14 protein-coding genes are annotated in these 25,200 nt (G+C 39.6%); 10 read left to right on the top strand and 4 right to left on the bottom strand.

The features are described from left to right. Positions 1 to 202: 202 nt before the first annotated feature. The 5 genes from WA338_RS14695 to WA338_RS14675 all read left to right on the top strand — a co-directional run bounded on the left by WA338_RS14695 (position 203) and on the right by WA338_RS14675 (position 3,797). Positions 203 to 910: a DsbA family oxidoreductase gene (locus tag WA338_RS14695; protein ID WP_154648907.1), complete on the top strand. Its 708-nt coding sequence runs from the start codon at positions 203 to 205 to the stop codon at positions 908 to 910. Positions 911 to 1,083: 173 nt separating this feature from the next. Continuing rightward, a complete protein-coding gene (modA, locus tag WA338_RS14690) occupies positions 1,084 to 1,857 on the top strand; it encodes a molybdate ABC transporter substrate-binding protein (protein WP_009779328.1) in 774 nt (257 codons plus the stop codon). After that, entirely contained in the window at positions 1,835 to 2,254 is a 420-nt protein-coding gene (locus tag WA338_RS14685; protein WP_154648908.1) for a TOBE domain-containing protein, read from the top strand. The genes modA and WA338_RS14685 overlap by 23 nt, the downstream gene beginning before the upstream one ends. Then, a complete protein-coding gene (gene modB, locus WA338_RS14680) occupies positions 2,251 to 2,922 on the top strand; it encodes a molybdate ABC transporter permease subunit (protein ID WP_009779330.1) in 672 nt (223 codons plus the stop codon). The genes WA338_RS14685 and modB overlap by 4 nt, the downstream gene beginning before the upstream one ends. Beyond that, on the top strand, positions 2,919 to 3,797 hold the full coding sequence (locus WA338_RS14675) for an ATP-binding cassette domain-containing protein (protein ID WP_272985955.1): 879 nt from the start codon (positions 2,919 to 2,921) through the stop codon (positions 3,795 to 3,797). Before modB ends, WA338_RS14675 begins: the two co-directional genes overlap by 4 nt. 65 nt (positions 3,798 to 3,862) lie before the next feature. On the opposite strand, the gene fbp is transcribed toward WA338_RS14675, so the two are convergent. Next, positions 3,863 to 4,870: a class 1 fructose-bisphosphatase gene (gene fbp, locus WA338_RS14670; RefSeq protein WP_272985956.1), complete on the bottom strand. Its 1,008-nt coding sequence runs from the start codon at positions 4,868 to 4,870 to the stop codon at positions 3,863 to 3,865. Positions 4,871 to 5,173: 303 nt separating this feature from the next. Between fbp and WA338_RS14665 the strand changes: the two genes are divergently transcribed. From WA338_RS14665 to WA338_RS14645, 5 genes are all read left to right on the top strand, one after another. Then, positions 5,174 to 6,442, top strand: coding sequence for an NAD(P)/FAD-dependent oxidoreductase (locus WA338_RS14665; protein ID WP_009779333.1), 1,269 nt, complete (start codon positions 5,174 to 5,176; stop codon positions 6,440 to 6,442). Positions 6,443 to 7,000: 558 nt separating this feature from the next. After that, positions 7,001 to 15,259, top strand: coding sequence for an Ig-like domain-containing protein (locus tag WA338_RS14660; protein WP_336093873.1), 8,259 nt, complete (start codon positions 7,001 to 7,003; stop codon positions 15,257 to 15,259). 33 nt (positions 15,260 to 15,292) lie between these two features. Then, on the top strand, positions 15,293 to 16,216 hold the full coding sequence (locus WA338_RS14655; RefSeq protein WP_009779335.1) for a PorP/SprF family type IX secretion system membrane protein: 924 nt from the start codon (positions 15,293 to 15,295) through the stop codon (positions 16,214 to 16,216). A 12-nt stretch (positions 16,217 to 16,228) separates the two neighbouring features. Continuing rightward, positions 16,229 to 18,151, top strand: a complete 1,923-nt coding sequence (locus WA338_RS14650) for an OmpA family protein (protein WP_009779336.1) — start codon at positions 16,229 to 16,231, stop codon at positions 18,149 to 18,151. Between the two features lie 491 nt (positions 18,152 to 18,642). Further along, the gene (locus tag WA338_RS14645) at positions 18,643 to 20,124 is read left to right on the top strand and encodes an SLC13 family permease (RefSeq protein ID WP_009779337.1); all 1,482 of its coding nucleotides are present in this window, start codon (positions 18,643 to 18,645) and stop codon (positions 20,122 to 20,124) included. A gap of 302 nt (positions 20,125 to 20,426) precedes the next feature. Here WA338_RS14645 and rpe read toward each other — a convergent pair whose 3' ends face one another. From rpe to WA338_RS14630, 3 genes are all read right to left on the bottom strand, one after another. Next, positions 20,427 to 21,086 (bottom strand): ribulose-phosphate 3-epimerase, encoded by a 660-nt coding sequence (gene rpe / locus WA338_RS14640; protein WP_009779338.1) that lies wholly within the window; start codon positions 21,084 to 21,086, stop codon positions 20,427 to 20,429. A gap of 250 nt (positions 21,087 to 21,336) precedes the next feature. After that, positions 21,337 to 22,200, bottom strand: coding sequence for a sigma-70 family RNA polymerase sigma factor (locus WA338_RS14635; RefSeq protein WP_009779339.1), 864 nt, complete (start codon positions 22,198 to 22,200; stop codon positions 21,337 to 21,339). A 193-nt stretch (positions 22,201 to 22,393) separates the two neighbouring features. Further along, positions 22,394 to 25,114: an ATP-binding protein gene (locus WA338_RS14630; RefSeq protein ID WP_273016453.1), complete on the bottom strand. Its 2,721-nt coding sequence runs from the start codon at positions 25,112 to 25,114 to the stop codon at positions 22,394 to 22,396. Positions 25,115 to 25,200 lie beyond the last annotated feature (86 nt).

Raw genomic sequence — 25,200 nt, 5'->3', positions numbered from 1 at the left:
GTGCGTTTCTTCTCAGCTCCTTCTGAGTCTTTCATAAATAAGTCGAATTTGTGTCAACTTATTTCAGGACGGGACATTTTTAGAATAAGAAAAAGCAGCTTTTATGCTGCTTTTTTTGTTTTATGAGTTTCTTAGGTAATTTAATAGAATGCTTCACGACCAATCTCCAAATAGAAGAATTTAGATAATGGAACTAAATAAAATGAAAGTCGAAATCTGGAGTGATATTATGTGTCCGTTTTGCTACATAGGCAAACGAAACTTTGAAAACGCACTTGAACAGTTTTCGCAGCGCGATCAGATACAAGTGATTTGGAAAAGTTTTGCACTTGCTCCAGATTTGCAAACAGACACCAGCATAGATAGTAACCTATTTCTTCAAAAACATAAAGGGATGTCTGGAGCTCAGGCAACCGAAGCGATTAAGGGTGTTACACAGATGGCAAAAGCCTCCGGACTCGACTATGACTATGATAATGTTGTTGTGGCAAATACAAAAAATGGCCATCAACTGATTCATCTTGCAGCTCAAAAGGGTCTACAAAATGAGATGAAAGAACGCTTGCTAAAAGCTTATTTCATCGAAGGACATAATGTAGACGACACGCAAACTTTGATCAACTTGGGAACAGAGGTTGGTCTCGATGAGGTAGTTGTCAAGAAGACCTTAGAAGAACAGGAATTCTCAGCTTACATAGAACAGGACATTGCAGAGGCGCGTAACATTGGAGTTACCGGTGTGCCGTTTTTTGTTTTTGACAGAAAATATGCGGTATCAGGAGCACAACCCGAAGCAGCCTTTTTAGATATTTTGAACAAATCATTTTCAGAATGGTTTGCAAAGCAGGAGTTACCACATTTAGAGGTCTTAGAAGGACAAAGTTGTGATACTGATGGCAACTGTGACTAAAAGTCAATACAGGTTAAGATTGAAAAAACTCTCGATTATTGTCGAGAGTTTTTTGTTTTGTCTTGACCCTTCCGGTTATGATTCTTATTAAATATGTGAGAACCACGAGCGTAAAAGAAGAAGAAAAGCACAAGGATATTAAATAAGTAAAACGGTTTGTGGTAACTTCGATTATGCAGAACTTTCTATTGAAAACCCGCTTCCTTTTTATTGTAATACTTGCGGTGTTCACAGCTTGTAGAACAACAGAAGAACACAAAACAATTACTATCGCTACTGCCGCCAATATGCAATTTGCAATGCAAGAGTTGGCCGACACTTTTACTCAAAAAACCGGAACTTCTTGCGATGTGGTTATCAGTTCGTCGGGCAAGCTCACGGCGCAGATAAAAGAAGGAGCCCCGTATGATATTTTTGTAGCTGCCAATATGAAATATCCGCAGGAGGTTTATGCTGCTGGTCGAGCCAAAACTAAGCCTAAGATTTACGCCTACGGAAAGCTGGTGCTTTGGTCTTTAAATGAAAATATAGGTGTGGATCTTGAAACGCTAGAAAGCGAAGCGATACACCATATCGCTCTTGCAAATCCTAAAACTGCACCTTATGGTACCGCAGCAGTTTCGGCTTTGACGCAGTTGAAAATATATGATAGGATTCAAAATAAATTGGTCTTTGGAGAAAGCATTTCGCAAACCAACCAGTTTATTTTATCTGGCGCTGCAGAGCTGGGTTTTACTGCAATGTCTGTAGTCAAAGCGCCGTCTATGAAGTCTCGCGGAGTTTGGATAAGCGTAGTAGATTCTTTGTATGATCCTATAGAACAAGGTGTGGTTTTGATTGAACACGATGCCACAACTAAACCTGAGGCAGTCGCATTTTATGAATATCTTTTTTCTGAAGAAGCGCAGGAAATTCTTCAAGATTTTGGATATTCGATACGTGAATAGTTTTAACGGACACATACAAACTATCGAAGTAAACGGAAACTTGAGTTTAGTTCGGGTTTCGATTACGCCCAAGCTTCAGCTTAAGGCTATTGTGATCGATACGCCAGAAACCGCTGCTTATCTTCAGCCTGAAGCTTCCATCACTGTACTTTTTAAGGAAACCGAAGTGATTATTGCAACTGCAGAAGTGCCGGAGATCAGTTTGCAAAATCGAATCCCTGCGAGTATTAGTTCAATAGATCAAGGAAAACTACTCACAAAGCTCAAATTACAATCAGATGCCGGAGTGTTCACTTCGATCATAAGTACAGATTCCGCGTTGCGATTACAGCTAAAAGAAAAAATGATGGTCATCGCAATGATCAAGTTAAACGAAGTAATGCTACGTGCTTTATGAATTGGGAACCGCTAGTACTCACGTTTAAATTAGCTTTGTTCACGACCTTAATTCTTTTGGTCGTCGCATTGCCTTTGGCACGCTGGCTGAGCTCTACACATTCAAAATTAAAACCGGTAATAGAAACTTTGGTCAGTATGCCGTTAGTACTGCCACCTACAGTTTTAGGCTTCTATTTTTTAATAGCTTTTAGTCCAAATAATTTCTTCGGAAACTGGCTAGAGGAATGGCTGGGAATAAAATTGGTGTTTTCATTTACAGGCTTGCTGGTCGCTTCGGTTTTATACAGTTTACCTTTTATGGTACATCCTATTCAGTCGGGTTTAAGCAGCATTCCAAAGTCGGTAACCGAAGCTGCTTATGTCATGGGAAAGTCGCCGTTAGAAACGCTTTTTAAAGTTCAGCTCCCTCAAATTAAGCCGGCATTACTTACAGGTATTGTATTGTCTTTTGCACATACTGTTGGAGAATTTGGTGTGGTTTTGATGATAGGAGGTAACATTCCCGGGAAAACAAAAGTGGCTTCTATCGCTATTTATGATGAGGTAGAAGCGCTTAATTATGAGGCTGCACATTTATATTCCTTTATTCTTTTTGCCATTACCTTTTGCATTTTACTCGCGATTTATCTCATCAACGGAAATCATTTTAAAAGCCTTTGGAAATGATTGAAATTGATTTTAAAAAGAAACTTAATGGAGGAGATGGAGTCTTTGATCTGGCGCTGAAGCTAAACATTGAAGCTTCAGAATTAGTGACGATTTATGGCGCATCTGGTGCAGGCAAAACTTCAACCTTGAGAATGATAAGTGGTTTGATGAACCCAGATTCCGGAAGTCTGGTAGTTAAGAAAGAAATCTGGTATGATAGCGCAAAAGGGATCAATAGGAAACCTCAGGAGCGTAGTATAGGTTACGTTTTTCAAGATTATGCACTGTTTGCCCATATGACGGTTTTTGAGAATTTGAAGTTCGCCAGAGGAAAAAGAGATGCACATAATCCGATTGAAGAACTTTTGGAGGTGATGGAACTGCAACAGCTAAAACATCGCAAACCTGAAACCTTAAGCGGCGGACAAAAACAACGAGTGGCACTTGCTCGAGCGCTTGTGCAAAAACCAAAACTGCTATTACTTGACGAACCTTTTGCGGCTTTAGATAATACCATTCGGTTTAAGCTTCACGAATATTTAAAACGCGTGCAAGAACACTATCAAGTGACAACAGTTTTAATTTCGCATGAAGTAGGTGAAATTATAAAATTGGCAGATCGGGTAGTGGTTTTAGAGGTAGGTCAAGTCGTGAAAGCAGGGACGCCAGATGCGGTTTTTGCCAATCAAAACCTAAGCGGAAAGTTTCAGTTTCCCGGGATTGTTGTTAAGATCGAAAACGAAGAAGTGCTTAGTGTAGTGACAGTACGCATACATACACAGATAGCTAAAGTTGTGGTTCAACACGAGGAAGCGCAAGCACTTAGTCTAGGCGATCAGGTTATGGTGGTTTCAAAAGCATTCAATCCTATTCTCTACAAATTAGAAGCCTAGTCATAAAACAAAAAAAATCCGGAATGCATATCCCGGATTTTGTCTAATCTTTTAAAGGTGTCGTTTCAGTCTTTTTGTTGTAAGAACCATTCAATTTTTTCTACTTCAGTTTTACAACCGCAATAGAATGGTGCACGCTCGTGCAATTCGTTAGGGATTCGTTCCATAATTCGCCCATAACCGTCAGATGCTTTTCCGCCTGCCTGCTCTGTTAGAAAGGCCATTGGATTACACTCATAATTCAATCTAAGTTTTCCTTTAGGTGCTTTGGTTCCTTCAGGATAAAGGTATACACCCCCTAAAAGCATGTTGCGATGAAAATCTGCCACTAACGAGCCAATATATCTAGATGTAAAGGGTCTGTTTTCTTCTTCATTAAGTTCTTGCGCCCAACGTATAAATTTTTTGATTCCCTTAGGGAAATGCACATAGTTCCCTTCGTTTACTGAATAAATACGTCCTGAATCAGGGTATTGCATATTGGGATGCGATAGAAAAAAAGAACCAATTCCCGGGTCAAAAGTAAAGCCGTGGGTACCATTGCCCGTGGTATATACCAGCATTGTTGATGTCCCATAAATAAGATAACCGGCAGCCACCTGATTGATGCCCGGTTGTAAAAAATCATCTAAAGTTACCGGAGTTCCCACAGGGCTAATTCTACGATAGATACTAAAAATGGTTCCTACGGTGATGTCAACGTCAATATTTGAAGAGCCGTCCAGCGGATCTATAAGCACCACGTAATTTGCGTTCTTATGCTGTTCTTCATTAAACACAATAAAGTCTTCAAGCTCTTCTGATGCCAGACCGCAAATATCACCTCGATCGCGCAAAGTACTTATAAACATATCGTTTGCAAGTATGTCAAGTTTGGCTTGTGTTTCTCCCTGGACATTTTCTTTACCGGCTTTTCCGCGAATTTCTGCCAATCCTGCTTTATTGATTTCTTGATTCACCATTTTTCCTGCAAGGCGTATAGCACTCAAAAGCGCGGTGAGTTCGCCTTTGGCATACGGAAAATCCTTTTGGTTTTGAACAATAAATTCGCCTAGTGTGGTGTGTCTTTCCATAAAATTGTGTTCTGGTTGGTCTGTGTAGAAATTTTAGGTTTTCATTAAAAAATGTGTCAAATACATTTTTTACAATTGATTACTTTTCGTGTTTAGTGATAATTATGCAATAAATTGTAAGTAAAGTTAATTTAAAGTTTTGTGATAAGTGATCTGCAGATTGATAATTAATCAAGGCTTAAAACATATAAAAAGGAAATATTAGTACAGGAATTAGGAATACTTAAATGAAGCATTAAAATTATTTTAAAATCTGAGCTAACTCGATCAAAACCGCTAATTTCGAGCGTAATACTAGATTTTATGAGTAAACATATTGTAATTATAGGCGGAGGTTTTGCCGGAATCAATCTCGCAAAAAAATTAGGTAAAGTCTCCAGCTACAAAGTGACCTTGGTAGATAAGAATAATTACAATTTTTTCCCTCCATTGTTATATCAGGTATCAACAGGATATTTAGACCCGTCGAGTATAACTTTTCCGTTTAGGAATCTGTTTCGAGGTCAGGTTAATCTGCGTTTTAGAATGGGAACCTTTGAAGAGGTAAAACCTGAAGAACAGAAAATCATTTTAAACAATGGCGAGTTGACTTATGATTATCTCGTATTGGCTACGGGAACGCAAACCAATTATTTTGGGCTTGATCAAATAGAAAAGCATGCGATCCCGATGAAGACTTTAGAAGATGCGCTTGACATGCGCAATCTTCTTTTGCAACGCTTGGAACAGGCTACGCGTATCGATGATACTTCCCAGCGTTTGCCGTATTTAAATATGGTCATTGCCGGTGGAGGGCCAACCGGAGTCGAAATTTCAGGAGTTTTTGCAGAATTGCGTAACCATACTATAAGAAAAGAATTTCCTGAGCTTATAGGTTCAGGAAGTCGTATTTATCTAATAAATGGCGGAGGAGAACTGCTTTCTCCTATGAGCGAAAAAAGTCAGAAATATACTTTAGAGCAGTTGCAGTCGATGGGTGTTGAGGTGTTACTCAATACGCGCGTAGTAGACTTTGACGGGGAAAAAGTCTTGATGAAAGATGGTTCGCACATTTACAGTAAAAATCTAATTTGGGCTACCGGAGTTACGGGATTTCGATTTAAAGGTATTCCAGACACATCCTATGTCCGCGGAAATCGATTAAAAGTAGATGAAGTTAATCGCATAGAAGGACTTAAAAATGTTTATGCGATAGGGGATTCTTCATTGAGTGTTTCAGATCCAAAATTTCCAACAGGACACCCGCAATTGGCTCAGGTGGCTATGCAACAAGGACGCGTGCTGGCCAAAAATTTTAAGCGCATGGTAAAGAACAAGCCGCTTAAACCCTTTACTTACCTAGATAAAGGCTCAATGGCGATTATAGGAAGTAACAAAGCTGTTGCTGATATGCCCAAACCTAAAATGCACTTCAAGGGTTTTATGGCGTGGTTCATTTGGTTATTTGTACATCTGTTTGCTCTTATCGATTATCGCAATCGCGTGCGTACTTTTTACAATTGGTCAACCGAATATCTTACCAAAAACCAAGACTTACGACTAATTATAAGACCGAGTCGTAAGAAGCTTTGATTTACATTCACAATCTAAGCATAATGATGAACTTATTTAACAAGTAAAAACGTACATAAAATTTAATTGAATACAGCTTGCCTTCTAGGGAGTGTTCTAATGGCTTAAATTAAACGATTTACTAAATGGATTAAATTGAATTTAATTGTAACTATTTGTATGCGTGTCTATTAATAATTTTATTTACTTGTAAAAAAAGTATTTTTTTAATTTGATTTCCTATCGAAAAAATCTTAAACAATAAAAATAAACTTGTAAAAAATTAAAAAAATAAAAAACTAAACCGATAAAGTTTTGTATTTAATCTACATTTTGTGCTTTTTGTGGAATTCTTATATAGTTTAGTATAAAGAAAAACTAATAACTCTCATTTTCTTCTCCAAAATTGACGTTCAATCTTGTTTCTGCTCATAGTTTGTCCTGAGCGTTAGCAGGATTTTTCTCACCCCTAAGTATTGGTAAAATATTGATTGTTAGAAGCTTGTATTTTCAGGCCAGATCATCTTATGCCTAAACTTAGTGTTTTAATTAACCTCTCAACCTTAAAACAACGTGATTATGGTGAACTTTACTTTTCGAAATTTCTTTTTCAAAACTGTTCTTTGTTTCCTCTTTCTATTTAGTGTAGGACAAAAGCTTTATGCGCAAACGCAAACGTTTGCTACAGAACTGGTTGATGTAGATCCAGATTATGTAACTAATGCATCTTTCGCTGTAGATGGTGATTTGAATACCACAGCAGAGCTTGATGCCTCAAGTGGTATCGTGGCAGGGATTGGAGCTTACGACAGTTTTATAGAAATAGGTTATGCTGCCCCGGTACCGGCAAATACAACCACTTTTGTACGAATCGATACTGAAGATGAATTGCTGCGTGTATTGCTAGGCGGTGGATTAGGTAACCTCCTTGGTGATGTGCTCGGTGTTGTTTTAGTAGGAAATCAAGAATTCACCATAGAGGCGCGCTCAGGGAGTACAACGGTTCTAAGTGCAGACTCATCAGACCCTAATACATTTGATTCGGCGCGTGTGCGTGTGGTTACTGATGCTGACGGTGCAATGTACATCGCAATGACTCCAGATCAATCCTACAGTAGTATATACATTACAAACAGTATTGGATCTTTATTAGGTTTAGGAAATACAAGAACTTTAAATGTTCGAGGAGCTTTTTACACAACAGGTTCTGCGGTTTGTAATGATGCTAATTATACTTCTTTTGATGGTGATGGCCTTAGTTTAGATTTATTGACAATTGGTGGTGCCGGCGTTACTAATCCTGAAAATGCGATTGATAATGATCCCAATTCGTTCTCAGAACTAAGTTTAGGGATTTTAGATGTTACCGCTTCAATCGAGCAACTTATTTATTTTGATACCCCTTCGCAACCAACTGAAGATTTTAAAATTGGTTTAAGCGTAGACCCAACATTGTTAGCCTTAGGTGTGGTAAATAATATCACATTTGAAGCTTACAATGGACCTACATTAGTCTCAAGTTCGAGTCTTTCATCCCTATTAAATCTTGATCTGTTGGGATTATTGCAAGGCGGTGCTGTCGTGCAGGTTCCTTTTGACGTCGCGGGACCTGCAGACCGCATTGTGGTACGATATACTTCTTTGTTAGGAGTGAATGTCTTACAAAAGCTAGATTTATATGACGTGGCGATTACACCTGCTATTCCCGTAATCGACCCAGCCTCAGAGGATATTGAAGTTTGTGCGGGCGATAGTGCTTCTTTAGTAGCTACAACTGCTTCCTCTGGAGCTGAACTTCGCTGGTACGATAGCGCTTCTGGCGGAAGTTTATTAGCAACCACAGCAAGTGGCGAGGCTTTTACCACGCCAACATTAACTGAAGATACGACCTTTTATGTAGCTTCATTTTTAGCAGGTTGTACCGAAGAATCAGCACGGGTAGCTGTAGAAGTAACCGTAAACCCGTTACCAGAATCAGGAGACATCACTGTTTTAGGTTTTGATGCACCTATTTGTATTCCTGAGATTCTAAATATCGTTCCAACGACCACGATTAACGGAGACTTCAATTATTACTTAGATGCAAACGGAACCCTGCCGATCACAGACGGATTGGTAGAAGACGGCATTACGTATAGCATCAATGCCGATGGCGAACTGGAAGTTGAAGGATTAACCGAGGCTGATAGTCCGTTTAGAGTTTATGTGAGTGTAGTAGATGCAGTTACCGGATGTGAGAATGCACCTGGAGACCTTCAAGTTGTAGACATAACTTTAGATGGCGGCCCAGAACCAACGATCACTCTAGATCCTGTTACGGCAGATAATATCATCAATGCAGCCGAGGCCGGTACTACCATTGCAGTAAGCGGAAGCGTAGGAGGCGATGCCGAAGCTGGCGACCCTGTGGTGGTTACCGTAAACACCTTTACTTACAATACCACAGTAGCCGGCGACCTTAGCTTTTCGGTAGATGTAGCAGGAGCACAGTTGGTGGCAGATGATGACCTTAGTGTTGATGCTTCGGTAACCGCACAAAATCTATTACTGTGTGAGACTACAGTAGCAACCACGCAGGCTTATACAATAGATCTTGATGATCCTACACTTCCTACAGTAGATTTTCAGATCACCAATACAGACACCCCAACCATTACCGGAACAGCAGATTCTGTAGATGAGCTTACGGTTAGCGTAGACGGAATCACCTACAACGAAGGAGACGGTAATTTGATAGATAACGGTGATGATACCTGGACGCTTATCATTCCGGGTGCTAATGCGCTTGATGATGGAGTTTATGACGTAATGGCCACAGCAACTGATGCTGCAGGCAACAGCAGCAGTGATGCTACTACCGACGAACTTACGGTAGACACCACTGCACCTACAACCCCTACGGTAAATACTCAGGAAACCAGCGATACCACACCTACGGTGACCGGTACAGCAGATTCTGAAGATACTATTGTAGTTACTTTAAATGGAGAGACGTACAACGAAGGTGATGGAGATTTAACAGACAATGGAAATGATACCTGGACGCTGAATGTACCTGCCGGAAACGACCTGGCAGACGGCACTTATGATGTAGCGATCACCGCTACTGATGCTGCCGGAAACTCTTCTTCAGATGTTACTGTAGATGAATTGGTGATCAATACGACGCTGCCTACCCAGCCTACGGTGGTATCACAGGTGACCAGTGATCAAACCCCTACGATCACGGGAACAGCAGATTCTGCAGACGACCTGACCGTTACAGTGAACGGTGTAGTTTATGCCGAAACAGGAGCCGACCTTACCGATAACGGAGATAACACCTGGACATTGGTTATTCCTGTAGCACTTGCTGAAGGGGTTTATGATGTCACAGCAACAGCAACACAAGGCATCCAAAGTGCTACCGATCCTACAAATGGAGAACTTACAATAGACATCACAGCACCTGCGATCCCAACAGTAGATTTCTTGACCACAAATGACAATACGCCAACGATCACCGGTACAGCAGATTCTTCAGCAGATTTAGTCGTGACGGTAAATGGAGTTACTTACCCGGAATCAGGAACCGATCTGACCGACAACGGAAACGATACGTGGAGTTTGAATATTCCTGTAATTCTAGCAGATGGCACCTACGATGTAGTGGCTACTTCAACAGATGCAGCCGGAAACTCCAGTGTAGATGCAACGGTAGATGAACTTATCATCGATACTGCGACACCAACGATTCCAACGGTAGATTTTTTAACCACAAACGATAATACGCCCACCATCACAGGTACTGCAGATTCTGTAGATGATTTGGTGGTTGTGGTAAACGGAGTGACTTATAATGAGGGAGGTGGTATTCTTTTAGATAACGGCGATGATACATGGAGTTTGACCATTCCCGATGTGAATATTCTTTCAGATGGAATATATGATGTAGCAGCCATTTCAACTGATGCCGCTGGAAACAATAGTATGGATGCCACGGTAGATGAGTTGACTATTGATACGGTAGCACCTACGCTCCCAACAGTAGATTTCTTGACCACAAATGACAATACACCTGAGATTACAGGAACAGCAGATTCAGTTGATGATCTTGTAGTTGTAGTAAACGGAGTGACTTATACCGAAGGTGATGGAAATTTGGTTGATAATGGAGACGATACTTGGACTCTGACGATTCCTGATGCCAATGCACTTCCTGACGGAACTTACGATGTGATGGCGACAACAACCGATGCTGCAGGCAATAGCAGTATGGATGCTACAGTAGATGAGTTGACTATTGATACGGTAGCACCAACGCTTCCAACGGTAGATTTCTTGACTACAAACGACAATACGCCAACAATTACAGGAACAGCAGATTCCGTTGATAATTTGACAGTTGTCGTAAACGGGGTTACTTATTCCGAAGGTGATGGAAATTTGGTTGATAATGGAGACGATACTTGGACTCTGACGATTCCTGATGCCAATGCACTTCCTGACGGAATCTATGATGTGATGGCCACAGCGACCGATGCTGCTGGAAATAGCAGTATGGACGCTACAGTAGATGAGTTGACTATTGATACGGTAGCACCTACGCTTCCAACGGTAGATTTCTTGACGACTAACGACAATACACCGACGATCACAGGAACAGCAGATTCCGTTGATGATTTAGTAGTGACTGTTAGTGGAGATACGTATACCGAAGGTGATGGGAATTTGGTTGATAATGGCGATGATACTTGGACTCTGACGATCCCTGATGTCAATGCACTTCCTGACGGAATTTATGATGTGATAGCAAATGCGACCGATGCTGCTGGAAATAGCAGTATGGATGCTACAGTCGACGAATTGACAATTGACACCGTAGCACCAACGCTTCCAACAGTAGATTTCTTGACCACAAATGACACTACACCTGCGATTACAGGATCAGCAGATTCTGTTGATAATTTGACTGTTGTAGTAAACGGTGTGACCTATACTGAAGGCGATGGAAATTTGGTTGATAATGGAGACGATACTTGGAGTCTGACGATTCCTGATGTCAACGCACTTCCTGACGGAATTTACGATGTGATGGCCACAGCGACCGATGCAGCCGGGAACTCAAGTGTAGATGTTACCGTGGATGAGTTGACTATTGATACGTTAGCACCAACGCTTCCAACGGTAGATTTCTTGACTACAAACGACACTACACCTACGATTACAGGAACAGCAGATTCCGTTGATAATTTGACAGTTGTAGTAAACGGTGTGACCTATACTGAAGGAGATGGGAATTTGGTTGATAATGGAGACGATACTTGGACTCTGACGATTCCTGATGCCAATGCACTTCCTGACGGAATTTACAATGTGATGGCCACAGCGACCGATGCTGCTGGAAATAGCAGTATGGACGCTACAGTCGACGAACTTACAATTGACATCGTAGCACCAACGCTTCCAACGGTAGATTTCTTGACGACTAACGACAATACACCAACGATCACAGGAACAGCAGATTCCGTTGATAATTTGACAGTTGTCGTAAACGGGGTTACTTATACTGAAGGTGATGGAAATTTGGTTGATAATGGAGACGATACTTGGACTCTGACAATTCCAGATGCTAACGCACTTCCTGACGGAATCTACGATGTGATGGCCACAGCGACCGATGCCGCGGGTAATAGCAGTATTGATGCTACAGTTGATGAATTGACAATTGATACGGTAGCACCAACGCTTCCAACAGTAGACTTTTTAACCACTAATGACACTACACCAACAATTACAGGTACCGCAGATTCCGTTGATGATTTAGTAGTGACCGTAAATGGAGTTGATTATGCCGAAACAGGAACAGATTTGATCGATAACGGAGACAATACGTGGACGTTAAATATTCCTTTTGTACTTCCTGATGGGGTCTATGATGTTATGGCCGTTGCAACCGATGCAGCCGGTAATAGTAGTATGGATGCGACAGTAGATGAATTGACGATCGATACTACAGATCCAACGCTTCCTACGGTAGACTTTTTGACGACAAATGATAATACACCTACCATTACAGGAACTGCAGATTCCCTTGATAATTTGGTAGTTGTAGTCAATGGTGTAACTTATGTAGAAGGAGATGGAAGCTTAATCGATAACGGCGATGACACGTGGAGTTTGACCATTCCTGATGCCAACGCGCTTCCTGACGGAACCTATGATGTTATGGCGGTTGCAACTGATATTGCCGATAATAGCAGCAGTGATGCTACAGTAGATGAATTGACTATTGATACGGTAGCACCTACACTTCCAACAGTAGATTTCTTAACAACGAATGACAATACGCCTACGATTACGGGGACTGCAGATTCCGTTGATAATTTGACAGTTGTCGTAAACGGGGTTACTTATACTGAAGGCGATGGAAATTTGGTTGATAATGGAGATGATACGTGGAGTCTGACGATTCCTGATGCCAACGCGCTTCCGGACGGAACTTACGACGTGATGGCCACAGCGACTGATGTCGCAGGTAACAACAGCAGCGATGCAACTGTGGATGAATTAACTATTGACACAGTAGTACCAACGCTTCCAACAGTAGACTTTTTGACTACAAACGACAATACGCCTACGATTACGGGAACTGCAGATTCCGTTGATGATTTGGTAGTTGTAGTAAACGGAGTGACGTATACTGAAGGTGATGGGAATTTAGTTGATAATGGCGATGATACTTGGAGTTTGACGATTCCTGATGCAAACGCACTTCCTGACGGAATTTATGATGTGATGGCAACAGCGACTGATGCAGCCGGGAACTCAAGTGTCGATGCTACAGTAGACGAATTGACTATTGACACGGTAGCACCAACGCTTCCAACAGTAGATTTCTTGACTACAAACGATACTACACCAACAATTACAGGAACAGCAGATTCTGTTGATAATTTGGTAGTTGTAGTTAACGGTGTGACCTATTCTGAAGGTGATGGAAATTTAATCGATAACGGGGATGACACGTGGAGTTTGACCATTCCTGATGCTAACGCGCTTCCTGACGGAATTTATGATGTGATGGCAACCGCTACTGATGCTTTTGGTACCAGCAGTATGGATGTCACAGTTGATGAATTAACGATCGATACAATCGTTCCAACGCTACCTACAGTAGATCCTTTAACTACAAATGACACTACACCAACGATTACGGGGACTGCTGATTCTGTAGATGATTTGGTAGTTGTAGTAAACGGAGTGACTTATACCGAAGGTGATGGCAATCTGGTTGATAATGGAGACGATACCTGGAGTCTTACGATCCCTGATGCTAATGCACTTCCTGATGGGACCTATGATGTGATGGCGACAGCTACTGATGCTGCGGGCAACGTCAATATGGACGCTACAATAGATGAATTGACTATAGATTCAACCGCGCCCGGAATTCCAACAGTTAATAGCCAGACGACGGCTGATGTAACACCTGAAATTACAGGTACCGCAGATTCTTCAGGAAACTTGACGGTTTCTGTTAATGGAGTGACCTATACCGAAGGCGATGGAAATTTAACCGATAACGGTGATGATACTTGGATCTTGAGTATTCCTTTAGGAAATGAAATTGAAGAGGGTGTTTATGATGTGGTCGCTACCAATACTGACGCCTTGGGGAATTCAGCTACAGATGCTACTGTTGACGAACTAACTATTGATTTGGGCGTTCCTACAGGAAATCAAAATCAGACATTTTGTGCTTCAGATCAGCCTACTGTCGGTGATCTTGTTTTAGACCAAGATACTATCGTGTGGTATGCTTCAGAAACTGGCGGAACTCCTCTTGCAGACTCGACTGTTCTGTCTAATAACACCACATATTATGCAGCATTAGTTGTTGATGGTGTGATAGGTATGACTCGATTAGCAGTTACGGTATTGCTTACAGATCCAATTTCTGCAACTATCGATGCTTCGGCAGCGGTGGCTTGCCTTGGTGCTGAAATTACTTATACCACTCAGCCGGGAATGAGTAATTATATGTGGATGATCACTCCCGGTGGTAGTATAGTATCCGGTGGAGGATTAGATGATAATTTTATTACCGTAGTCTGGGACTTACCTGGTGACAATACAGTAGACGTTTCATTTGACAGTTCGTTAAGTTGTATTGTAGATAACACAGCATCATTGGATGTAGTTGCAGAAGCTTGTTCTGATCTTACAATTTCTAAAACAGTGAACAATCTTGTTCCGGCGATTGGAGAGCAAATTACCTATATGATAGAAGTGACCAATACCGGTCAAACCACATTGACATCGGTACAAGTAAGTGAAGTATTGCCTTCTGGGTTAGAATTTGACAGTTTTACCGCTCCGGTTGGAACGTATAACCCGCTTACAGGAATTTGGATTCTTCCAGAGCTTGCCGCAAACAGTAGTGCCACCTTAACGATTACAGTTACGGTACTCGAGACCGGGAACTATAGAAATGTGGCAGAGATCATCACTTCAAATCCTGTAGATAGCAATTCAGATAATAATTCAGATGAAGTAGAGATCGATCCAGATTGCTTGATGGTCTTCAATGAATTCTCTCCTAATGGCGATGGAATGAATGACCTGTTTACGGTTAGATGTATTGATAAGTATCCTAATAATGTGGTAAATATTTATAACCGAGTAGGGCAGTTGGTCTTCACGGCAAATGGATACAACAACACTTGGAACGGAGTTTCTAATGTTGCTAATTCAATAAACAAATCAAGTGGTCTACCGGCGGGAACCTATTATTATGCAATAGAGCTAGGAGATGGTGATCGCACGCTTACCGGATGGGTTTATATCGCACGATAATTTTTAATTCTCTCATTTTAAAATTTAGTTACCATGACAAAAGTAGTAACCTATTTAGTTGAAATTATAATTGTGTTCTGCAGTGCCTATAGTATCTATGGGCAGCAGGATCCCAATTATACACAGTATATGTATAATACGATGACCGTGAACCCGGCATATGTAGGGTCATCAGATAATTTTAATATCACAGCAAATTATAAAGCACAGTTTACCGGGATTGATGGTGCACCAGAAACCATAAATCTTGGTCTCGAGACTCCGGTGACCTATAATGTAGGTTTAGGATTAAACATTACGCGAGATGCTTTAGGACCTTCTGAAGATTTGAACATAGATGGTAATTTTTCTTATTCTATTAATATGTCAGAAAGAACCTATTTGTCCTTCGGTCTTAAGGCTGGTTTTAGAGTACTCAATGTGGATTTTAGAAAAGGAATATTTGATAATCCAAACGATCCTGCGTTTATGAATAATATCAACAACCAATTTCTTGGAATTCTAGGTGCAGGAGCTTACTTGTTTTCAGAAGATTGGTATTTGGGATTATCTACGCCAAACTTCTTTTCTCAAGAGTATTACAATGAAGAAGATACAATGGTTGATACCGAAGAGTTACATATGTATCTCATAGGAGGATATATTTTTGATATAGGCGGCAATACCAAATTCAAACCGGCTGTATTATTTGATTATACCGAAGGTGCTCCGTTACGAGCAAATCTTTCAGCAAACTTTTTATTCTTAGATAAGTTTACAGCAGGTATCGGTTATAGTTTGGACGCTTCTGTGAGTGGACTTGCCGGTTTTCAAGTGAGCGACAATATTTTTATAGGCTATGCTTATGATTATAATACCTCAGACTTCAATCAATACAATGATGGGAGTCACGAGATTTTGATCAAATTCTCATTAGCCCGCAGACGTGGCGCAACCTTCTCACCTCGATTCTTCTAAAAACTCAGCTCTATGAAATATCTATATATACTTTTTATTTTTTTACTGAATTTCTCAGTTTACTCTCAGAAACAGTTAGAGGAAGCTAATAAACTTCACGATCGGCACCTCTATGTTGATGCCGCAACTGAATACGAACTTTATCTGGATAAAGCAGAAAATGTAGCTCCAGAAACCTATATGAATATTGGTGATACGTATTACAATCTAAAGGATTTCAACAAAGCAAAGGAAGCCTACGAAAAATGGTACCGAGCGGTAGGTCCTAATCAGGATAATGCACAAGGGTATCAATACTACGATTCTTTGCGAAGCTTAAAACTATATGATGAGGCCCACGAGGTGGCAGAACGTTATTATAAGACTAGAGGTGCAGAAGCGCTTAGTAGTTATTATGAGGAGCGGGCTCGTTTTCAAGAATTGCTTAAAGGAGATACGTTATATGATATAAGAAACCTTGATTTTAATTCTGCATATGCAGATTTTGGTGGCGATTTTGACGAGAATGGCGCTTTCATATTTACCTCTGCCAGATATGATCGCGATAAGAAAATTTATGATCGAGATAATACCCCGTATCTTTCCATCTATAAAATAGGATTTCCATTAACAGATAGTTCAGAAATGGTAAATCTGTACAATAAGGATTTAGAAAGTCAGTACCATGACGGTACAGCAACCTTTTCTCCTAACAGTGACTATTTCTATTATGCTTCAAGTTATCAATCAGGAAAGCAAAAGGTTTATGAAGGTGATAAACGAAATTATTTTAAAATCTATCGTGTAGACTTGACTGCCAAAAGATTTAAGAAAGAACTTTTGCCTTTTAATGGCGATGCTTATTCTACAGGACATCCATTTATTACCGAAGATGGTACCAAGTTATTCTTCGCTTCAGATATGCCAGGAGGTTATGGTAAAGCAGATATTTATGTATGCGATATCTATGAAGATGGTTCGTTTTCTAAACCGAAAAACTTAGGTCCCAAAATCAATACCATTACAGATGATTTTTTCCCGTTTTTTGTAGATGATGTGCTTTATTTTTCTTCTGGTGGTCATGTAGGTTTTGGTGGCCTAGATATGTACAAATCTTATTTTAAAGACGGTATTTATGGTACGCCCATTAATCTGGGACCGGTCATGAATACCAATTCAGATGATTTTGCCTACCTAGAAGGAGACGAACCTAACAAAGGTTTCTTTTCTTCAGACCGTCCCGGAGGTAAAGGAGGAGATGATATTTATGCGTTCAATTATAATTTGGCAAAATGTGTACAATACATTTCAGGTACAGTCTATGATTTGGAGACCAAAGAACCCATTAAAGGAGCAAAAGTCACCGTATTTGATGAAGATGGAAAAGAATATGCTCGCATAGAAACCGGAGATGATGGTAGTTATTCGGTTGAATTATTATGCGAATCAACATATACCATTGAAGCCAGAAAAGCAGGGTATAGCGAAGATCAACTAGACTTTGAAACAGACGTTTTACCTGACCGTAAAATGAATATGGTTGATTTTAGACTGAAGGATCTTTCTGAAATTTTTGTGACCGATGGCGATATAGAAAAAATACGTATCGATCCAATTTACTTTGAATACTACCGCTACAATATTACCGATGTGGCTGCAATTCAATTGCGGCGTGTCATCGAAGTTATGGATGCTTATCCCGAAATGATCATCAAGATCGAGTCGCATACAGACCAGCGTGGTACAGATTATTTCAATAAAACGCTTTCTACAAATAGAGCAAACTCAACAAAAGATTGGTTAATCGAGAACGGTATAGATCCTTCTCGTATTCAAAGTGCTATTGGTTACGGCGAGTCCCAGCCCATTAATATTTGCGACGAAGAAGGAAAAACCTGTACAGAATTAGAATATTCTGAAAACAGAAGGTCTGAATTCATCGTTGTAAGCAGGTAATGAGAGGCGTTAGAATCTTTATTCTTCTAGATTTTGACGTAGAAACTCCCTCAATTGAGGGAGTTTCTTAGTTTTTAGAAGTGTAGAAATAATAAAGCAGGTTTAACAAAAATTGTTAAACCTGCTTTATTGTCAAAAATGAGTTAGTATCTTTAATCATACAAAATGAATAATTTCAAGTATTTGTATTTTATATAAAAGCAACTGGTAAAATTGTATATAAGCAGGCATTTATGCTGATTTCAACTCTGATTCATTAGCTGTAGGGGGCTCATGGATTTGTTGAAATTTGGTAGCCTGCTTTTTCTTTTGCTTAAAACTGAAAATACTCAACACAATATCTTTTCAAGAGTATTGCTTAAAATAATTACTTAGCAAGGCTGGTATCAAAGCGCAAATCAAATTTTAAAGGGCTGCCTAAATTTTATATTTAATTATAGTATTTTAAGCGACGTATAGAAGCTAAACCTTCTAAAGTCTGTGCTATAGTTATGAAATTAAACAAGTCGATATTTTTAGTTTTAGGTCCTTTACTTTTTGTAATCCTTCAGCAACTTGATCCTCCGGCAGAAATGCCTGAGTCTGCTTATGATATTCTTTGTGCAACCTTATGGATCGCCCTCTGGTGGGTCACCGAAGTTGTTCCTATTGCCGTAACCGCGCTTTTGCCAATCATATTATTTCCGCTTATGGGAGCAGTAGATATTTCTACTACTACAGCATCATACGGTCATAAATATGTGTTTTTGTACTTGGGTGGCTTCATCCTAGCAATCGCTATAGAAAAATGGCAACTTCATAAGCGTATTGCGTTGCACATCATACAACTCATAGGAACCAATGTCAAGAATATCATTTTGGGTTTTATGGTCGCCACCGCGTTTTTGTCTATGTGGATTTCCAATACAGCGACCTCTGTGATGATGTTACCTATAGGAATGTCAATCGTATCACAACTAAAAGATAACCCCAATACTATAGAAGATGAGAATCGCATTTTTGGTAAAGCCCTTATGTTGGGAATTGCTTACAGCGCTTCAATTGGGGGGATGGCCACGTTAATCGGTACGCCGCCCAATCTGGTTTTTGCAGGTTACATTCAAGAAGTCTATAATATAGATATCAGTTTTTTTCAGTGGTTTAAATTTGGTTTTCCTATTAGTATTGTGCTTTTGGCTATTTCCTGGCTGTACCTTACCAATGTTGCTTATACATTTAAACAGAAAGAATTCCCCGGAGGAAAAGCAGAAATCAACCGACTTTTAAAAGATTTGGGACCGATGCAAAAGGAAGAAAAAGTTGTACTAGCTGTTTTTATAGGAACTGCTTTTTGCTGGATCACTCGATCTTTTCTTTTAGAAGCTTGGCTGCCCGGTATTGATGATACCATCATCGCTATAGCTGCCGGAATTTTATTATTTATGCTGAATGCCGGTGAAAAAGGAGAACGTATCTTAGATTGGAAAGAAGCGACAAATATTCCTTGGGGCATTATTTTACTTTTTGGCGGCGGAATGGCTTTGGCGGCAGGTTTTGAAGAAACTGGTTTAGCGAGATGGTTTGGTTTGCAGATGACCTTATTAGAGGCGTTACCGCTCCTATTACTTGTTTTACTGGTGATATTCAGTGTGAATTTCATTACTGAATTGACATCTAACCTAGCAACAACGGCGATGCTCTTGCCAATTTTGGCTCCAATAGCTTTAGAGCTTGACCTTAATCCGTATATGCTTTTAGTAGCAACTACTGTGGCGGCATCGTGTGCTTTTATGCTTCCGGTAGCGACTCCGCCTAATGCAGTTGTTTTTGGTTCAGGATATCTTAAGATTCCAGATATGGTAAAAGCAGGATTTTGGATGAACTTGGTTTCAATAGTATTCCTGACTTTAGTGGTGTATTTTCTGCTTCCGTTTGTTTGGGATTTTGAGCCTTTTGGATTTACATCAAAATTTGAATTACCTCCTGCAAATTGATCTCGAGATTGAGGTAAAAGATGTGATGGTTAGATGTAGCTTCTGCATCTTAGCGTTAGAACTTTATTATTTAGGTGTTAAATAGGACACTATTACGGAATTCCGTAAAGCATATTCTGGTCAATTTTATTTCTTTGCTCCCGGATAAGATTAAAAAAACGAGCAGGTAACGTAAAAGGAGTCGAGAATTTTGTTTGCTGTAGGGGGCTTTACAGAAGAATTGATTTTCAATACGTATCTGCTCTTTTTATAGGTAGCCTGTACGATGAATTGATCAGTACTTCTTTGTTGAAATCACGCAATTAGGAAATGAGCTTTTTTAAATTTTCTATAGTATTTACCGGGTCTGAAGCTTTAAAAATATAACTCCCGGCAACCAATACGTCTGCCCCACAATTAATTAATTCTTGCGCGTTAGCATCTGTAACACCACCATCAATCTCAATGCGTGTTGAAGCATTATGGGTAAGAATGATCTCTTTAAGTTCCCGTACTTTTTTATAGGTGTTTTCGATAAACGATTGTCCGCCAAAACCGGGATTCACGCTCATAATGATCACTTGATCTATGTCGTTTATGACATCTTTAAGCAAGCTCACAGGAGTGTGTGGATTTAGCGCAACGCCAGCTTTCATGCCTTCAGCTTTTATCGCTTGTAATGTGCGGTGCAAGTGGGTGCAAGCCTCATAATGCACTGTGAGATTGTTACTGCCTAGTTGAGCGAAGGTTTTGATGTATCGGTCTGGATCTACGATCATAAGATGTACATCCATCACTTTTTTATTATGTTTTGAAATGGCTTGTACAACGGGCATCCCAAAAGAAATATTAGGAACAAAAACTCCGTCCATTACATCTACGTGCAGCCAGTCGGCATCACTTGAATTGACCATTTTGATTTCGCTTTCGAGATTTGCAAAATCTGCTGCAAGAATAGAAGGGGCTACATATTTTGGAGTCATGAATTCTTATTTTGATAGGTAAATTTAACCAATACTTATGGATAAGCATTTTTTGAAAGCGAGTAAGTACAAAAATTGCTACCATGAAAAATCCCCGGTAATCAGCCGGGGATTCATTCATCAATCAAAAAACGAACAGTTATGATGAACTGTTGTTACTTTAAATATTTTATTGGGGTTACAATTATAATGCAATTTAGTAAAAACCTAGCGAAACACCCCATATTTAACGAATTCTTGTAAAAAAGACTTAACCTAAATAAGTTTTTAAAATTTTACTTCTTGAGGTATGCTTTAATCTACGGATCGCTTTTTCTTTAATTTGTCTCACACGCTCGCGGGTAAGATCAAAGGTTTCTCCTATTTCCTCCAAAGTCATAGGGTGTTGATGTCCTAGACCAAAATATAAACGAACCACATCTGCTTCGCGAGGAGTTAAAGTCTCTAGAGCACGTTCAATTTCGGTACTTAGAGATTCACTTAATAACTCACGATCGGGATTAGGTGATTCTCCAGAGCGTAGTACATCATAAAGGTTAGAGTCTTCTCCTTCGATCAAAGGCGCATCCATACTCACGTGGCGGCCCGCGTTCTTGAGAGATTCTTTTACCTCATTTACGGTCATATCAAGCTCTTTTGCGATTTCTTCAGGGCTAGGCGGGCGCTCATTGGCCTGCTCTAGAAAAGCAAAAGTCTTGTTGATTTTATTGATGCTACCAATTTTATTTAAAGGCAAACGTACAATTCGCGATTGCTCAGCTAGGGCTTGAAGGATAGATTGTCTAATCCACCATACAGCATAAGAAATGAATTTAAAACCACGTGTTTCATCAAAACGCTGTGCAGCTTTGATGAGGCCTAAATTACCTTCATTGATCAAATCGGGTAGGGTAAGGCCTTGGTTTTGATATTGTTTTGCAACAGAAACCACAAAACGCAGGTTAGCTTTGGTTAATTTTTCAAGAGCGCGTTGATCGCCTGCTTTGATGCGTTGGGCAAGTTCTACTTCTTCATCAGCAGTAATAAGATCTACTTTACCAATTTCTTGTAAATACTTGTCAAGTGAAGCGGTTTCTCTGTTTGTAACCTGTTTTGTAATCTTAAGTTGTCTCATAGGACTATCACGTATTAAAAAATAGTTCCACCGGAATTACCGGTACTCAATGTTAAATGCTCTGCCACTGTTTTGGACAGATACACTTATTATACGTAGGATCACTAAGAAAGGTTACAGAATTTTTTAAATTTTTTTAGAAAATTTTAACACTTGGTTGAAGTGCGATTTTTTCTCGGTAAAAGATTGGGTTTTAGCCTTCTTTTAATTTGATAAGCTGCAGGTTGACATCTAAGAGTGCTTTATTATACAAATTTTCAAAAGCTTTTAAATGCGCTTTAGCATCCTCTAACTTGTCAGGCTTGGTTATATATGCTTCAATTTTTTGCAAATGATGACCGGGTTGCGTCATCCCAAGGTTCATAAAGCTTGATTTCATTTTATGCGCAAGTGTACTTGCTCGAGGATAATACTCGCGTTCAACACAATTACGCAGACTGTTTAGGTCTTCAGGTGTTTCGGTGATGAAGACTTCAAGTAGCGAGATCACAAAATCTTTATCATTATCAAAGATTTTAAAAAGGTTTTGGATATCTACAGAAGTAGATTCATTCTCGGGCGTAGTATCTTCAAGATCCTTTTTTGGGACAGGTTTTTGGGTCTCGGTATCTTCAGAAACTAACCAATATAAAACCTCCTTCAGCGCTTCTTCTTTTAAGGGTTTTGTAAGGTAAAAATCTATACCGGCTTTGATGGCATTTTTACGGGCCTCAGGAAAAACATCTGCAGAACAAGCCACTATGGGTACTTTTTTTAGAAGATTTTTTTCAGATTTTCTGATCAAAGCGATTGCATCGATTCCGTTCATAACAGGCATATGCATATCCATCAAGATAAGATCGTAGTTTGCTTTATTATTGGTGTAAATCGCAACAGCTTCCTCGCCGTTTTCAGCGATATCGGCTTCAACGTTTAAGCCTTGTAGTAATTGACGAATATAGAATTGATTCATCTTATTATCTTCGGCAACCAGTACTCTTAAACCTTTTAGACTTTGATTTTCAGTGTCTGAATGTTTCTCTAGTTTTTGAATTATTTGTCGCTTACTCTTGCTGTAATTCAGCTTAAAATAAAAGCTTGAACCTTTGCCGGGTTCGCTTTCTACAAATAACGAACCTCCTTGCAGATTGATCAACTCGTGAGTAATAGAAAGCCCCAGGCCGGTTCCATTAATTTTGGCGTGTTCAGGCTCATCTACCTGATAAAAACTCTTAAAGATATAAGGCAATTGATTTTTGGGAATCCCAATTCCGGTGTCGGTAACAATAAAGTTGATTGTGACCTCATCTGTCGTTTCTTCGATCAATTGAAGCTCCAAGTTTATTTTACCTTGTTTGGTAAATTTAATGGCGTTGCCAATTAAATTAGTAATGATCTGATTGAGGCGATATTGGTCACCAACAATAATGTCAGGGATGCGCTCATCTATTGTGGTAATAAGCTGAAGCCCCTTCTCACGTGCTTTAATTTCAAACGTATTTGTGAGATTAGATAAGACTTCTTTTAAGTTGAAATCCAGCGCTTGTAAAGAGAGTTTTCCGGCTTCAATTTTTGAAAAGTCAAGAATATCGTCAACTATAGAAAGCAAATTCTTTGCTGAAAAAGAGATTCCTTCAAGATTTTTCTCCAGCAGCTTTTTATCGTCTAAACCATTTTTTATGAGTAATTCAGACAGTCCAAGAATCACGTTTAGAGGAGTTCGTATTTCGTGACTCATATTGGATAAAAAGGTAGACTTTGCTTCAGCGGCGCGCTCTGCACTTGCTTTTGCACGTAAAGTATCGTTGCGTTGCGTGATATCGCGTATAAAAATACTGAAGGTTTCAACCGGCTCAGAATAGTTGTTGCTGAAACTTATTTCATAAGGTTCAATACTTCCTTTTTTGTTTTTAAGATCAACTTCTTTACGGTTGCCCAGTAATTTGGGCAGTTTATTTTGATGCAACGAACTGATGTCACTTTTTAAAGCATTGGTTACATCTTTCGGAAGCAGTGTGTAAATAGAGCTTCCTTTTAATTCTTTTTTAGAAAGGCTAAAAATGTTTGTGCTGAGTGTGTTACAATCTTTAATCGTGCCCTGTGCATCAAAAAGAATGTAGCCATCGAGCAAATTCTCTAAAACATCTACGTGAGTTGTTTTAGGCACGTTGGCAGAATCAACCTTTTCCTCGTTTACTTCAGTGGGTTCTAACGGAGTGTTGAAGAAGTTTTTTTGAGGAGACTCATGAAGTAAGGAAGTAAATAGCTGCGGAATAATGTCATTAATTGAAACGACGGCAGGTATTTTTTCATAAAAGCTCAAGAACTCTTCTTTAGTTCCAGAAAAGGCCGAGTCGACAAAATCTTGCCCAAATAACTCTCCAAACTCCTGATTGATTCTCAGCGCATCATCCTTAATTCTTCTAAAGGTGTTGATTTGTTTAACAATATCATCTGAAACAGGAGCTTTGAATGCCTTTGTAAGTGCATTGAGCCAAGAAATAGTATTAGTAAGCTCAGGGTCTTCATCTTTAAACTTTTTCAGAAGGATTATAAGAAAAAACTGCGCAAAGATTACTTCTTGATTTTTACCACTTACGTAAAGTGGAGCAAACGCATCAGAATTTGTAATCGAAGGAAAATTGAGCTTAATTTCTTGTCTAAGCTTTTGTTCTGTGCTGATGTATCGCGAGTCGTGATGAAGTAAATAATATTCAAGATCTAAATAAAAACTTGCAACACAAATTTCAGCGAGGTACTGATCCTCTGGAAATTCAAAGTTTTCAAGCTTAGATTCAATAAGCTTAAGGCGCGCTCCAGGTGTTCCTTGACCAATCAAATAATCAAAGAAATTTTTAATCGGATCAGTGTCAGATGGACTCTGATTTATTCTGCTAGCCCTATGCGTAAAAAGACGATCTATAAATGAGCTCATTGGGTGTGTTATGCTTTAAACGAATAGCTAATTTCGTTTAAATGCTAAAATAATGATTTTATACGAATCATATATGTTTATATTTG

It is taken from the genome of Leeuwenhoekiella sp. CH_XMU1409-2 (assembly GCF_037029365.1).
Classification (GTDB): domain Bacteria; phylum Bacteroidota; class Bacteroidia; order Flavobacteriales; family Flavobacteriaceae; genus Leeuwenhoekiella; species Leeuwenhoekiella blandensis.
This window is presented reverse-complemented; position numbering and strand designations above follow the sequence as displayed.